This window comes from Mycobacterium sp. 852002-51961_SCH5331710 (genome assembly GCF_001665535.1).
Classification (GTDB): Bacteria; Actinomycetota; Actinomycetes; order Mycobacteriales; family Mycobacteriaceae; genus Mycobacterium.
Genome location: NZ_LZSQ01000020.1, coordinates 1 through 14,486, shown reverse-complemented (window position 1 = coordinate 14,486; position 14,486 = coordinate 1). Strand labels below are relative to the sequence as shown.

Genomic DNA, 14,486 nt, shown 5'->3' with positions numbered 1-14,486 from the left:
ACTTACCGCGGATACGCGTCCCCTGCTTGCCGGCGCGCGATCCATGCCGACCGCACCATGTCCTCCAGCGAATGCCGCATGCGCCAGTCGAGGTCGCGCGCGGCCAGATCACCCGACGCGACGATACGGGCGGGGTCGCCAGGCCGGCGCGGACCGACGACCGGCTCGAAATCGAAACCGGTGACATCGTGGATGGTGGTCATGATTTCGCGAACGGAGGTGCCGCTGCCGCTGCCGAGGTTGTAGACGGGCTCGATCGGGTCGCCGGCCTCCAGCCGCCGCGCGGCGGCGACGTGAGCCAGCGCGAGATCCGATACGTGCACATAATCGCGCACGCAGGTGCCGTCCGGCGTGGGGTAGTCGGCGCCGTTGATCCTCGGCGTCTCGTCGCGGCACAGCATGTCGAACACCAGCGGAAAGAGGTTGTGGGGGCTGACGTCGAACAGTTCGTCGGACCCCGACCCCACGACGTTGAAGTACCGCAGGCTGGTGTGGCGCAACCCGGACGCGCGCCCGGCGTCGCGAATCATCCACTCGCCCACCAACTTACTGACTCCGTACGGCGACTCGGGCGCGGTCGGCGTCTGCTCCGTGACGGTGTCGACGTCCGGGGTGCCGTACGTCGCGGCGCTGGAGGAGAACACCATCTTGTCGGTGCCGGCGGCCTCCATCGCCTTGAGCAGCGTGACCATCGCCGAGACGTTCTGCTCGTAGGTGTGCAGCGGTCGTTGTACCGAGACGCCGGCGTACTTGAAACCCGCGATGTGGATGACGCCGTCGACGCGATGCTCGTCGAGCGTGCGGACGACGAGGTCACTGTCGAGCAGCGTGCCGCGCACCAGCGGAACCGCCGGAGGAACGAACCGCTCGAGGCCGGTCGAGAGGTCGTCGATCACCACCACCGGCATATCGGCGTCCGACAAGGCGCGGACGACATGGGACCCGATGTAGCCCGCCCCGCCGGTCACCAGCCAAGTCATTCGATCTTCCTCACCGTAGAACGGGGCCAGCATACGGATCGGCGGCCTCTGGTCCGAACCGGCGTCATGAGGCGCGGTCGCGCGACAGCGCGCTCAGGTGCACCGCGATGCCGACCGCCGGACCGCACAGCAGCGCGATCACGGTCCGCGTCTCGAGGTCGAGCGGCAACAGCAGCAACAGCGTTGACGCGACGGTCGCCGACACCCAGCCCAGCGCGTATGCGCGATGCAGTGCTGCTGCCACAGCCGCAGCCCCCGTGAGCGTGAGAAGTGCGATGGCGATCGCCCCGCCCGTCAGCCATGCCAGCAGCGCACCGTCGGCACGGTAGTCGGGACCGAACGCACTGCGCAGCAACCAGGGCCCCGCGGACCACGCGGCGAGGACGCCGAGCAGGCCGACACCGGTCACGGCGACCGCGGGCGTGAACAGGGCACGCACCCGGTGCGCGCTCTGGTCGACGAAATGGGCGACGAGGTTGCCTTGCATCGCGGTGAGCGGCAGGAGCAGGGGCGCCCGCGTGAGCGTGACGGCCAGGATCACGACGCCGCCGACCGCGCCGAGGTCACCCGCGGTCGCCTGCAGCAGCACGGGAAACCCCATCACGAGGATGGCGCTGGCGCCCGCCGCGGTGATCGAGTGGAATGCGCCGCGAAGGAAGGCCGCGGTGCCGACGGGGGTCAGCAGACTCGCGGCCCGCCGGGTGGACGGCGACACCATCAGCATGAGCACCCATGCCACCGAACCGCCCACGGTGGCCCACAGGTACCCGGCCAGGCCCCAGCCGATCAGAAAGGTCGCGACGGCCACCAGCACCCGGATCACACCGTCGGTCACCATCAGCGACCCGTACGCGGTCCATCTGTCCAGCCCCGCCAGCATGCCGAGCAGCGTTGAGTGCAAACAGAATCCGGCGAGCCCGACCGCCAACAGCGCCACCGAGAGCCACCGTAGCTCGACGAACACGTGGCCTGACCACAACGGTGAGCTGATCGCGATCACCGCGGCCGACACCGCACCGACGCCGGCGGCCACCCACATCGGGTGGCTGTGTGGCCCTTTGGCCCCCGTGGCTTGCGCCGCGGACCGCACTTCCCTGGTTGCCTCCTGTAACAGCCCCAACGCAGCACCCGAGACCAAACCGAACGCACCCCAGAACACCGCGAACACCGAGAAACCCGCGGGCTCGAGGTCACGCGCGGCCAGGTAGAGCACCGTGTAACCGCACAGCGCGATCACTGCGGTGGCCGCCCCGACCCGCACGACGCTGCCGCGGGTGGCCGGGCCGGTCGGTGATGCGCCGCTCGCGGTGAGCGGATCGAAGGGCGCGCCGGCGTCGGTCACGGCGCATCCAGCTCCGGAAGCTCGGCGGAATACAGCCATGCATCCCACAGCGGGCGCAGCGATTCGTGCGCGTAATGCGATGCCAGACCGGTGAAGTCGTCGGTCACCACCGTGCTGTGCCGGTGGCGCGCGGTCCAGTCCCGCAACAGCGTGAAGAAGCCGTCGTCCCCAAGCTCTCGCCGCAGCACGTGCAGGGTCAGCGCGCCACGCTTGTAGACGCGGTCGTCGAACATGTCGCGTGGACCCGGATCGGCCAGGACAAGGTCTCGCGGCGAGTTGGCGAGCCGCTGGTAGTAGTGCCGCGCCCACTCGTCGGCCGGGCGGCCGCCGGAATTCTCCGACCACAACCACTCGGCGTAACAAGCGAATCCCTCGTGCAGCCAGATGTGCCGCCAGCGCTTGGCGGTCACCGAGTTGCCGAACCACTGGTGCGCGAGCTCGTGTGCGATCAGTCGCTCGGCGCCCCCCTTACCGTCGCAATGGTTGGCTCCGAAGACCGAAATTCCCTGCGCCTCAAGCGGAATCTCGAGTTCATCGTCGGTGACCACGACCGTGTAGCCCTCGCTCAGGGGGTAGTCGCCGAACAGCTTGACGAACAACTTCATCATCTGCGGTTGGTCGGCGAAGTCGTGGTCGAACTCTTCGCGCAGTCGGCCGGGGAGCACCGCGTGAATCGGAACCCCGTTCTTGGCCAGCTTGCGGTGCTCGTACATCCCGATCTGCAGCGTGATCAGGTAGGTCGAGGTCGGCTCGGGCAATTCGTAGGTCCATGTCGTCATCCCCGCCCGCGCTCGTCGAGACACCAACTCGCCGTTGGCGATCACCCGATACGGGCTTTCGGCCGAGATCTGGATTCGAAAGCTCGCCTTCGCGCTCGGGTGGTCGTCGCAGGGAAACCAGGATTGGGCCCCGTTCGGCTGGCCCGCCACCAGCGCGCCATCGGTCAACTCCTCGAAACCCACCTCGCCCCACAGCGAGCGGATGGGCCGGGGCGTGCCGCCGTACCGCACGACGATCGTCATCGCCGCACCGGGCGGCAGTGGATCGCGCAACGCGATGTGCAGCTTTCCCGCGGAGGTGCGGAACTGTTGGGGCCGATCCCCGTTCACGCTCATCTTCGTCACCGACAGCGCGTCGGCGAGGTCGAGGGTGAAGGCACGCAGCGTCGCGAGCGTCACCGCGGTGATCGTCGCCGTACCCGTCAGCCGGTTGATCGCCACCTTGTAGGTGAGGTCGAGTTCATAGCGCGACACCCGGTAGCCGAAATTCCCGCTGGAGGGCAGATACGGGTCGATGACCGGTGTCGACTTCTTCTTACTTCGCGTCACGCGGCGGTTACTTCGGTCGCGGATGCCTGCGTGTCACGGCGCTTCTTGCGCGGCGCGTGCCACGGTGCGATGGGGTTACCTTGCCACCGGGTCGACGCGGGCACCTCGTCGCCGCGCATGACCAGCGACGCCGGACCGACGGTCGCTGCCGCGCCGATCCGCGCGGCGGGCAGGACCACACCATGCGCCCCTAGCGTCGAACCCCGCTCCAGCACAACGCTGTCCATCCGCATGATCCTGTCGTGAAACAGGTGGGTCTGCACCACGCAGCCACGGTTGACGGTGGCGCCCTCCTCGAGCGTGACCAGGTCGGCCTCGGGTAGCCAGTACGTCTCGCACCACACGCCACGGCCGATCCTGGCGCCGAGCGCCCGCAGCCACAGGTTCATCACCGGGGTGCCGCTGGCCGCGCGCGCGAACCACGGGGCGGCGACGGTCTCGACGAAGGTGTCGTAGACCTCGTTGCGCCAGACGAACGGCGACCAGAGCGGGTGTTCGTCGGGCTCGATGCGGCCCACCACAAGCCATTTCGCGATCACGGCGGCCGCGCCCGCAACCACCCCCGCGGTCAACAGCAACGCGCCGGCACCCAGCGCGGCCCACCCCCAACCGGTTTCGACGGCCAGCCACTGGAGGGCGAGCAGCACGGCGACCCCGATCGCGAACGTCACAATCACCGGGACGATCCGGCAGGTCTCGACCAGGCCGCGCAGCACCTTCAGGCGAGCGGACGGGTGGAACGTGCGCAGCGCATCGGCGGCGGTCGGCTTGCGGCGCAACCGAACCGGTGGGCTGCCCAGCCAGGACGAGCCCGCTTTGGCCTTGTGCGGGGCCGCCGACAACACGGCCACCAACCCGTCGTCGGGAACCTTGCGACCGGGCTGGGTGATGCCCGAGTTGCCGAGGAACGCCCGCTTACCGATCGTGGCCTTCGCGACGTGGATCCAGCCGCCGCCCAACTCATAGGACGCCACCATGGTGTCGTCGGCGAGGAACGCGCCGTCCTCGACCACCGTGAACTTCGGCGTGAACAGGGCCGTCGAGATTTCGGTTCCGCGACCGACCTTCGCGCCCAGCGCCCGCAGCCACCACGGCGTGAGCAGGCTCGCGTAGATCGGGAACAAGTACGTGCGCGCGGCGTCCATCAGCCGTTCGGTGGCCCAGATCTGCCATCCCGACCGGCTGCGCACCGGGTGATATCCCTCGCGCAGCCCCAGTGAGAGCACACGCACCCCGACGACTGTCAGCGCGGCGTAGGTGAGGGCGGCCGTCAAGGTCGCTATCGGCGTCCACAGTGCCGCGGGCCCGATCGGCGCCGTCACCGAATCCGTATGGCGCACGGCATATCCGATGACGGCGAGGCCGACCGCGAGCGCGAGCATCGGAAGCCCGCTGAAAAGGATGGAGGTGACGCCGTAGACCGCCACCCACAGCGGCGCCCGGGGCGGGCGGTCCTGCGGCCAGGGGTGGCGGGCCTTGCCGGACTTCACCGCAGGCGACCCCTTCCAGTACTGGCCGTTCTTCACCTTGCCGACGACGCCGGATCCCGGGGCGACATCGGCGTTCTTGCCGACAACGGCGCCGGGCAGCAACGTGGTCCGCGCGCCGATCGTCGCATCGTTTCCGACGGTGATCGGCCCGATGTGGAACAGGTCGCCGTCGATCCAGTGACCGGACAGGTCGACCTCGGGTTCGATCGAGCTGCGGTGTCCGAGTTTGAGCATGCCGGTGACCGGTGGGGTGGAATGCAGGTCAACGCCCTTGCCGACCTTGTTGCCCAGCGCGCGTGCGTAGTACACCAACCACGGTGCACCGGCGAGGTTTTCGGCGCCGCTGGCCTCGGCGAGCCGTTCGGCGAGCCACACCCGGAGGTGGACGGACCCGCCGCGCCGGTAGGTTCCCGGTGCCAGCCCGTCGAGCAGAAGCCGGGCGCACAGGGCCGCGATACCCATGCGGCCCAGCGGGGTGACGAACAGCAGGAAGCCCACGCCGACCCACCACCAGTTCAGCGGGGCAGTCCAGGGGACGAACCCCGCCAGCACGTTGTTGGCCGCTGCCAGCCACACCACCCACTGCAATCCGGTCAACGTGGCCAGCGGCAGCGACAGCGCCACCTGCACGGCCTGTGTCAGGCGCGACGTCGGCTTCACCTCGCGCGCACGCACCTGCGGCGGGGGATCGAGCTCGTCGAGGTAGCCCGCGAGCGAACCCAGACGGGGATGGTCGTAGAGGTCGGCGACGGTCACCTGGGGGTGGCGGCGACGTAACGCGGCGACCAGTTGCGCCGCGGACAGTGAGCCGCCGCCGAGCGCGAAGAAGTCGGCCTCCGGACCGTCTACCGGCGCGGCCAGGACGTCGCGCCACAGGCCGGCCAGCCAGCCCATGGTCCCGGTCAACTCTGCGCCCTCGTCGTCGCCGACGTCGACCGGCCACGGCAGCGCGTCGCGGTCGACCTTGCCGGAGGTGCGGGTCGGTAGTTCGTCGACCAGCACGAGGCGGGGCACCAGCGCCGCGGGCAAGGTCTCGGAAAGCGACACCCGGGCCTTGGCGAGGTCGAACGCGGGATCGGTGCTCGCGACGTAGCCGACCAGCAGCGGTGTGCCGGTGGCCGTGCTGCGGACCGCGGCGGCTGCGCCGCTCACTCCGGGCAGGTTGACGAGCGCGGTGTCCACCTCACCGAGTTCGATGCGACGCCCGCCGACCTTGACCTGGTCGTCGACGCGGCCCACGAAATAGAGCCCGTCGGATTCCAGGCGGACCAGGTCACCGCTGCGGTAGGCGCGCTTCCAGCCGAGCGTCGGCATCTCCGCGTACTTCTGGGCGTCTCTGTCGGGGTCGAGGTAGCGGGCCAGGCCGACGCCGCCGATGATCAGCTCGCCCACCGCGCCGTACGGCACCGGCTCACCGTGCCAGTCGACGACGGCCAGGTCCCAGCCGACCAGCGGTAGGCCGATGGTCACCGGCCCGGCTGGCGACAACCGGGCGGCGCACGCCACGACCGTCGCCTCCGTCGGACCGTAGGTGTTCCACACCTCCCGGCCCTCGACGGCGAGCCGCTCGGCCAGTTCGGGCGGGCAGGCTTCGCCGCCGAAGATCAGCAGCCGCACCGCCTCGAGCGCCTCGGCGGGCCACAGCGCGGCCAGCGTCGGCACCGTCGACACCACCGTGATGTCACGCGCGACCAACCAAGGCCCCAGGTCCATCCCGCTGCGCACCATCGAACGCGGCGCGGGCACCAGGCACGCGCCGTGGCGCCAGGCCAGCCACATCTCCTCGCAAGAGGCGTCGAACGCCACCGACAAACCGGCCAGCACGCGGTCGCCCGGCCCGAGCGGATTGTCCGCAAGGAACAACCGTGCCTCGGCGTCGACGAAGGCTGCCGCACTGCGGTGAGTGACCGCGACGCCCTTGGGGGTGCCGGTGGAGCCGGACGTGAAGATGATCCACGCGTCGTCGCGACCGATCGGCGCCGCCGCCCGCCAACCCCGTGACGAGCCCGGCCCGCGCGAGAGCCCCGCCTCGGTGATGATCGCGACGACGTTGGCCTCTCTGAACACCAGCTCGGCGCGGTCCGCCGGATCGTCGGCGTCCACGGGAACATAGGCGGCGCCGGTGGCCAGCACAGCGAGTATCGCCACGTACAGCGCGTAGCTGCCCGACGACATCCGGATGCCGATCCGGTCGCCGCGGCCGATTCCCCGCGCGGCCAGCCACCGCACGCTGTCCTCGATGTCGGTGATCAGCTCGGCATAGGTGAGCTGGACATCGCCGTCGTCGATCGCGGGCGCCTCCGGGTAGCGCATCGCGGTCTCGTAGAGGATGTCGATGAGCGTGCGCGGCTCCGGCGCGAACGGGGACAACAGATATTGAGGTGGGATCTCCTGCCGCAACTCCCCAGTCACGGCTATAAAGCTACTCAGCCGAGCGCCCGTGTCCGCTGAGCCGCACGCGGCGTCGCGATCACGATTACGACACCGCTCGGCGAGGCCGACTGGGCCGCCTCGAGAGGTTTGATTTCCTCCGCTTCCGGTCATCCGCAAGTACCTGGCAGAATCGCCTGCGGAGGGGAGTATTCCTTCGCCGCGGTGTCGTCATCACGTCGGCCGTCATCGGACGACCGGTGCTGCGGGCCGACACGAGTGATCGTGGCGGTGGAAGAGACCTCCGGCGCTTTGACGACCGGAGGATCAGTGAACGTTTCCACCCTCGAATGGATCATCACGCTGAGCGTGACGACCGCCATCCTGCTGTTCGACGTGATCGTGATAGGCCGGCGCCCTCACGAGCCGTCGAAACGGGAGACCGGTATCGCGCTGACGATCTACGTCAGCCTCGCGATCATCTTCGGCCTGTGGACCTGGTTCTTCCACGGCAGCCAGTACGGCGTCGAGTTCTTCGCCGGGTGGCTCACCGAGTACAGCTTGTCGGTGGACAACCTGTTCGTCTTCATCATCATCATGGCGAGCTTCAACGTGCCCAGGAAGTACCAGCAGCAGGCCCTCCTGGTGGGCATCATCCTGGCGTTGATCTTCCGCGGCATCTTCATCGCGCTGGGCGCCGTGGCGATCAACCAGTTCTCGTGGGTGTTCTACATCTTCGCCGCGTTCCTGATCTACACCGCGATCAACCTAGCCCGCGACACCGACCACGACGACGACGGCGACAACATCGTGGTCCGGTTCGCCCGCAACCACCTGAGCATGACCGACAAATGGGACGGGCTGAAGCTTTGGGTGAAGGAGAACGGCAAGCGGCTGATGACGCCGATGTTCCTCGTCATCGTCGCGCTGGGCACCACGGACCTGATCTTCGCGCTCGACTCCATCCCCGCCATCTACGGGCTCACCCAGGAGCCGTACCTGGTCTTCACGGCCAACGTGTTCGCGCTGATGGGCCTGCGCCAGCTGTACTTCCTGCTGGGCGATCTGCTCAAACGACTGGTCTTCCTGTCCCAGGGCCTGGCGTTCATCCTCGGGTTCATCGGGGTGAAGCTGCTTCTGCACGCCCTGCACGAGAACGAGGTGCCGTTCATCAACGGTGGCGAGCACGTTCCGGTGCCGGAGATCCCGACCCTGCTCTCGCTGGGGGTGATCGTCGTGACCCTGGCCATCACCACCGCGGCGAGCCTCTACAAGACGCGGGTGCACGACGTGAAGAACGGCACGGACGACACCGAGGAATCGTTGGATTCTCGCTGAGCGCAACGCTCGACCAAACGTCGCGGGCTCTGGAAGCCTTGCCGGGTGCGCCTATTCGTGACCGAAACCCCCGACGGGGGCTGGGATGAACTGACCGACGGCGGAGTTCCGCCCGTCCGCGTCGCGGCAAACGACCTGCAGCATGCGCGACGGGTCCGCGCGCGGGTGCGTGCCGCCGGCGACGTCGCGGTCATTCTGGACGTCACGGTCGCCGTCGCGGCCGACTTCCGGTCCGTGCGCGACGTCCTCGAACCGGCCGACGGGGTGCGCTACGCCGGCACCGTCGACGGCCTCGCCGGCCTGATCGCCGACATCGAGTCGGCCGGGGTGGCCGACGGCGTCACCCTCGTACCGGTGTCGCCGCACTTTGATGTGCACTCACTGGGCCGCGCGGTGCTGGACCGCCTGGCCTCACGGGCTCAGGCCAAAGCCTCGTAGAGCAGCCCGGCGTACCGGTTCGTGCGTTCGGTTCCCGTTGTTCCGGGTCCCATCCGGTTCATCACGTAGGCGAACGTCGCGCGGCGGTCCAGATCCATCGCGATCGCCGAACCACCCCAGCCGCCCCACCAGCAGATCCTGCCCTCGGGTATGGCGGGAACGCTCTCGGGGCAGGGCAATCCGAATCCGATGCCGAAGCGCAGTGGGATCATGAGCACCTGGTCGAGGCCGTGCGATTGTTCGTCGAAGATCATGTCGATCGTTGCGGGGCCGAGCAGCTGCACGCCGTTGGCCCTGCCGCCCAGCGCGATCGGCGACAGGGCACGCGCCAGCCCGCGCGCGTTGCCGTGGCCGTTCGCGCCACCGATATCGGCGCGCCGCCACGCGGTCGTCTCGGCGATCGAGGCGACATCCTGGTCGGGCCGGATGGTGCCGAACGTCTTGATCATCGGGTGATCCTGTGGCAGCAGGTCGTACGGCAGCTCGAGGGGCGGAGGAGCGATGAGCTCGGCGATGCGGGCGTCATCCTCGGGCCGGGCACCGATCTGGACGTCGGCGCCGAGGGGAGTGGCGATCTCGTCGCGCACGAATTCCTTGAGCGACCTGCCCGTGACGCGCCGGATCACCTCACCGATGAGGTGGCCGTAGTTGAGCGCGTGGTAACCCGACGCCGCGCCGGGAGGCCACCACGGCGCCTGGCCTGCGAGGTGGCTGGTCGAGCGCTCCCAGTCGTACATGAGGTTCAGATCGAACGGCGCCTCCCATCCGGACACTCCGGACGTGTGCGCCAGCAGATGCCGAATCTCGATGTCCTGCTTGCCATTCGCCGCGAACTCCGGCCAGTACTCGGCCACCGCGGCGGAGGGGTCGAGCAGCCCCCGGTCGATGAGGATCAGGGCAGCCAGCGCGGTGAGGGTCTTGGTGCACGACCAGAAGTTCACGATGGTGTCTTCGCGCCATGGGGTCGTCCTGGCGCGGTCGGCATGGCCGCCCCAGACGTCGACGACGGAGTCGCCGTCGACGTCGACCGCGATCGATGCCCCCAACTCCTCACCCTTGGCGATCTCGTCGGCCAGCGCATCGGCGAGGCTGTCGAACCGGCTGTCCCAGTGGCCGTGAACGGTCTCGTGCATCGGCTCATCATGCCGCTGCCCAGCGGATTTATGGAGAAAACTGCCCCGATCCACGCGCCCGCACCGGTACCGTGATTGACGTAAGCGTCAATAGTCAGGAGGTCTGCGATGCGCAGGTTCGCGACGGCGGTCGCCGTAGGCGCGCTGATCCTGGGTCCGCTCGTGACGGCACAGTCCGCGGGTGCCGCTGCGGTAGCCCCCGACACCATCGCCCCGGTCCCGACGGTTCCCACCGAGTCGAGGGTGCAGGCGTTCGACTGCCAGGGCACGACCGGGAACATGGGATGCGGTCCCGGCTGGTTTTGGCGCGACGGCTGGCGGGGCTGGGGGTGCTACCCATGCTGACGGCGACGGCGACGGCGGTCAAGGCCTCCTGTGCGATCGCGGCGACGACGTTCGCCGCTGCGCTCGGGATCGGTTCGGCCGCAGCACAATCGACTGACTACAGCAGGCTGCCGGTCGATCCGAACTCGATCACCGACTCGTTGGCCTACACCGCGGCGCCGCCCGCGATCAATCCAGACGGTCAGCCGGGCGTGCGGACCGAGTACACCCACCGCGAGGGCGGCACACGGCAGATCACCACCACCATCCTGGTGCTGGCCGACCCCGCGGCCGCCACGGCGGCGCTCGACGGTGTGGCCGCCGACGTCGCTAACCAGCAGTCGCGACCCGTCGATGTGGGCACCGGAGGCACGATGGTCACCGGCACGTCGCCCGACGGCACCGAATCCGTGGCAGTGCTGACCTTCACCGAGGGCAACACCGCGACGACGATCGAATTCGAAGGTCCCGCAAACGATCCCGCGCCGGCCGACCTGGTCACCGAACTGGGTCAGAGGCAGGCCGCGGCGATCAAGACCTGGCAGACGGCGTAGCCGCGCGGGCGGTCCCTCACCAGTTGTCGTAGCCGCCTTCGGGTCCCAGCATGCGTTCGAGCCGGGTGCGGTTGATGCGGGCCAGTTCGTTGCGCACGATCTTGCGTTCGGTCTCGATGTCGTTATGCACCCGGTCGGTCATCGTCGCCAGCACCTGCGTGGCGTCGTAGCCGTTGACGAACATCACGAAGCCGAAGCCGAAATGTTCGAGGTAGCGCTTCGAGGCGGTGCCGAGCCGCTCCATCAGCTCGGGCTGGTCACACCAGATCGCGCACTGCTCGGCGGCCGACTTCTCGCTGCCCGGCCGCCGCCCGACGTCCGGGTACGCCTGCAGGATCGTGTCGATCGAGTCCTCGCCGAGGCCGAACAACAACGCGTCGGCTTCACGAAACAACGAGTCGTGGTCGGCGTACGGGCGGCCGCGCGCCAGATCGGCGGCCAGCGGCACGCTGTAGCAGCATTCGTAGACGGCGTGCACCGCCCTGCGCATCGGCATCGCGTTGAACACTTCGAGGCCGATCCCCTGATGCATCAACACGAGAGCAATGATCGATCGCGACGAGAACGTCCAGGTTACGTCGTGTTACAGCGAGGAAAAATCAGCGCGCCCGTCAATCGGGCTCAGTGCTCCTTCTTGAACCGCTCCACCGACGCCTGAACCTCGGCCTCGGCCTCCGAGCGGCCCACCCAGTCGGCCGCCTTCACGTACTTGCCGGGTTCGAGGTCCTTGTAGTGCACGAAGAAATGCTTGATCGCCTCGAGCTCATGCTGGGGCACGTCGCCGAGATCCTGAATATGGTCCCAGCGCCCGTCGTCGGCGGGGACGCACAACACCTTGTCGTCACCGCCGGCCTCGTCAGTCATCTTGAACATCGCCACCGGGCGGACCTCGACGATGCAGCCGGGGAACACCGACTCGGGCAGCAGCACCAGCGCGTCGAGCGGATCGCCGTCCTCGCCGAGGGTGTTCTCGAAGAACCCGTAATCGGTCGGATAGGCCATCGACGTGTACAGGTAGCGGTCCAGCTTCACCCGGCCGGAGTCGTGGTCCACCTCGTACTTGTTGCGCGAACCCTTGGGAATCTCGATGACTACGTCGAACTGCACGGCAGCGGCTCCTTGCCCTGTGCTCTGGTCTGGGTCGTCCTGTGACAAATCGGATCAACCTTAATCGAGGGATACGCTGCTGTACGGGGGCGGTCCAGGTTGAGCAGGAGGGTTATGCGGCCCAGTCAGTGGCGGCGATCCACACACGTGGCGGTATCGGTGGCGGTACTGCTGCTGGTTGCCGTGGTCGTGGCCGTGGCCGCGGTGCTCACGACGGGTCGGTCGACCGAGGCCGCGGCGGGTAAGCCGGCACCTCCGGCCGCGACTGCCAATCCCGCCGTCGTCCCGGTTGCGGACGCGGCGCCCAAACCGCTGCCGGATCGGCTGGCCGCCAAGCTAGGGCCCGCATTGGCCGACCCGAACCTCGGTGACCTGGCAGGACGCGTCACCGATGCGAAGACCGCGGCCCCGCTGTGGGAGCAGCGCGCCGACGTGCCGATGCAGCCGGCGTCGACGAACAAGACGCTGACCGCCGCCGCCGCGCTGCTGACCCTGGACCGCGAGGCCCGACTCACCACGCGGGTGTTCAGCGGGAGCAGGCCCGGTGTCGTGGTGCTCAAGGGCGGCGGCGACCCGACGCTGTCGGCAGCGCTCGTTGGAGAGGAAACCTGGTACCGGGACGCCGCGCGCATCAGCGATCTCGCCGAGCAGGTCACCGGTAGCGGCATCGAGGTGACGTCGGTGCTGGTCGACACCAGCAGCTACAGCGGGCCCACCATGGCGCCGGGCTGGGACCCGCTCGACATCGACGGCGGCGATATCGCGCCGATGGAGTCGGTCATGCTCGACGGCGGCCGCACTCAGCCCGTGAGCGTCGACTCGGCCCGGTCGCGCACGCCGGCGCTCGACGCCGGACGGGCGTTGGCGGCGGCGCTGAAGATCGATCCCGCGAAGGTCAGCGTGGCGCCGGGCAGCGCGAACGGCGGCGAGGAACTCGGCTCCGTCCAGTCGCCGCCGCTGATGTCGCGGTTGCGCGACATGATGAACGCCTCGGACAACGTGATGGCCGAGGCGATCGGGCGTGAGGTCGCCGCCGCGCTCAACCGTCCGCAGAGCTTCGACGGCGCCGTGCGCGCGGTCCTGGGCGCGCTCGGCGATGCCGGGGTCGACACCACCGGCGCGAGCCTGTTCGACTCCAGCGGCCTGTCCGTCGACGACCGCCTGACCGCGGAGACACTCGACGAGGTGGTGCAGGCCGCGGCAGGGGACGACCACCCCAAGCTGCGACCACTGGTAGACCTGCTTCCCATCGCCGGTGGCAGCGGAACCCTGTCGAACCGCTATCTGGACACCGACATCGTCAAACCCGCCGCCGGTTTCCTGCGCGCCAAGACGGGCTCGCTGACCGGCACCAACTCCTTGGCAGGCATCATCACCGACTCCAGCGGCCGGGTGCTCACCTTCGCGCTGATCTCCAACAACGCCGGCCCGACCGGGCGCATCGCACTCGACAACCTGGCGGCGACACTGCGGGCATGCGGATGCAGCGCATGAGCCCGTCTGCCAAGTCCTCGCTCTCGGTCGGGCGCGCCGTCGACTGGAACTTCGCGGCGACCGTGGGGGAGAGGCTGGCGCGGCCCGGACCGGCGTCGACCGACTACACGCGCCGCCAGGTGATCGAGCAGTTGGCCGAGGCCTCGCGTTCGGCGGAGCTTCCGGTGCGCGAGGTCACCGGGATGACGGAGGGCGGCGACATCCCCGAGGCGCGAATCGTCGACCGGCCGCAGTGGATTCGCGCGGCCACCCAGTCGATGCGGGTGATGACCGGTGGGTCGGAGAAGCCGCGGGGCGCCATCAGCGGACGTATCACGGGTGCGCAGACCGGGGCGGTGCTCGCGTTCATCTCCTCGGGGATCCTCGGGCAGTACGATCCGTTCGGTCCCGGCGGAGGCGAACTGTTGCTGGTCTACCCGAACGTGATCGCCGTCGAGCGCCAGTTGCGGGTGCAGCCCTACGACTTCCGGCTGTGGGTCTGCTTGCACGAGGTCACCCACCGGGTGCAGTTCCGCGCGAACCCATGGCTGGCCGACCACATGTCGCGTGCCCTCGGCGTGCTCACCGAAGAAGGCTCCGACGACATCA

General features: G+C 68.7%; 13 protein-coding genes. 6 read left to right on the top strand and 7 right to left on the bottom strand.

Features of this window, described 5'->3' with window-relative positions:
• Positions 1-2: 2 nt before the first annotated feature.
• The 4 genes from galE to A5752_RS03785 all read right to left on the bottom strand — a co-directional run bounded on the left by galE (position 3) and on the right by A5752_RS03785 (position 7,552).
• Positions 3-980 carry a UDP-glucose 4-epimerase GalE gene (galE, locus tag A5752_RS03800; protein WP_067082424.1) on the bottom strand — a complete coding sequence of 326 codons (978 nt, stop codon included), beginning with the start codon at positions 978-980 and terminating at the stop codon, positions 3-5.
• A 64-nt stretch (positions 981-1,044) separates the two neighbouring features.
• On the bottom strand, positions 1,045-2,361 hold the full coding sequence (locus tag A5752_RS03795; protein ID WP_502686643.1) for a polysaccharide biosynthesis protein: 1,317 nt from the start codon (positions 2,359-2,361) through the stop codon (positions 1,045-1,047).
• Positions 2,319-3,650, bottom strand: coding sequence for a M1 family metallopeptidase (locus A5752_RS03790; protein WP_067082321.1), 1,332 nt, complete (start codon positions 3,648-3,650; stop codon positions 2,319-2,321). The genes A5752_RS03795 and A5752_RS03790 overlap by 43 nt, the downstream gene beginning before the upstream one ends.
• Positions 3,647-7,552: a Pls/PosA family non-ribosomal peptide synthetase gene (locus A5752_RS03785; protein WP_231983320.1), complete on the bottom strand. Its 3,906-nt coding sequence runs from the start codon at positions 7,550-7,552 to the stop codon at positions 3,647-3,649. Before A5752_RS03785 ends, A5752_RS03790 begins: the two co-directional genes overlap by 4 nt.
• A gap of 288 nt (positions 7,553-7,840) precedes the next feature.
• On the opposite strand from A5752_RS03785, the gene A5752_RS03780 reads away from it, so the two are divergent.
• Both A5752_RS03780 and A5752_RS03775 read left to right on the top strand, forming a co-directional pair.
• Entirely contained in the window at positions 7,841-8,848 is a 1,008-nt protein-coding gene (locus tag A5752_RS03780) for a TerC family protein (RefSeq protein ID WP_067082420.1), read from the top strand.
• A gap of 45 nt (positions 8,849-8,893) precedes the next feature.
• Positions 8,894-9,286 (top strand): hypothetical protein, encoded by a 393-nt coding sequence (locus tag A5752_RS03775; protein WP_067082319.1) that lies wholly within the window; start codon positions 8,894-8,896, stop codon positions 9,284-9,286.
• Here the strand turns inward: A5752_RS03775 and A5752_RS03770 are convergent.
• The gene (locus A5752_RS03770) at positions 9,268-10,419 is read right to left on the bottom strand and encodes a serine hydrolase domain-containing protein (RefSeq protein WP_067082316.1); all 1,152 of its coding nucleotides are present in this window, start codon (positions 10,417-10,419) and stop codon (positions 9,268-9,270) included. The genes A5752_RS03775 and A5752_RS03770 overlap by 19 nt on opposite strands.
• Before the next feature lie 108 nt (positions 10,420-10,527).
• Between A5752_RS03770 and A5752_RS03765 the strand changes: the two genes are divergently transcribed.
• Together A5752_RS03765 and A5752_RS03760 are read left to right on the top strand one after the other, a co-directional pair.
• Positions 10,528-10,764, top strand: a complete 237-nt coding sequence (locus A5752_RS03765; protein WP_067082313.1) for a hypothetical protein — start codon at positions 10,528-10,530, stop codon at positions 10,762-10,764.
• Positions 10,758-11,297, top strand: a complete 540-nt coding sequence (locus A5752_RS03760; protein WP_067082310.1) for a hypothetical protein — start codon at positions 10,758-10,760, stop codon at positions 11,295-11,297. Before A5752_RS03765 ends, A5752_RS03760 begins: the two co-directional genes overlap by 7 nt.
• A gap of 16 nt (positions 11,298-11,313) precedes the next feature.
• Here A5752_RS03760 and A5752_RS03755 read toward each other — a convergent pair whose 3' ends face one another.
• On the bottom strand, positions 11,314-11,835 hold the full coding sequence (locus A5752_RS03755; RefSeq protein ID WP_502686642.1) for a 2-oxo-4-hydroxy-4-carboxy-5-ureidoimidazoline decarboxylase: 522 nt from the start codon (positions 11,833-11,835) through the stop codon (positions 11,314-11,316).
• Between the two features lie 83 nt (positions 11,836-11,918).
• Positions 11,919-12,404, bottom strand: coding sequence for an inorganic diphosphatase (locus A5752_RS03750; RefSeq protein ID WP_067082307.1), 486 nt, complete (start codon positions 12,402-12,404; stop codon positions 11,919-11,921).
• Between the two features lie 114 nt (positions 12,405-12,518).
• On the opposite strand from A5752_RS03750, the gene dacB reads away from it, so the two are divergent.
• Together dacB and A5752_RS03740 are read left to right on the top strand one after the other, a co-directional pair.
• Positions 12,519-13,898, top strand: coding sequence for a D-alanyl-D-alanine carboxypeptidase/D-alanyl-D-alanine endopeptidase (gene dacB / locus A5752_RS03745; protein WP_067082303.1), 1,380 nt, complete (start codon positions 12,519-12,521; stop codon positions 13,896-13,898).
• The coding region (locus A5752_RS03740; RefSeq protein ID WP_197500533.1) for an Rv3626c family coenzyme F420 biosynthesis-associated protein at positions 13,895-14,486 on the top strand (592 nt) is incomplete at its 3' end. The genes dacB and A5752_RS03740, both read left to right, overlap by 4 nt.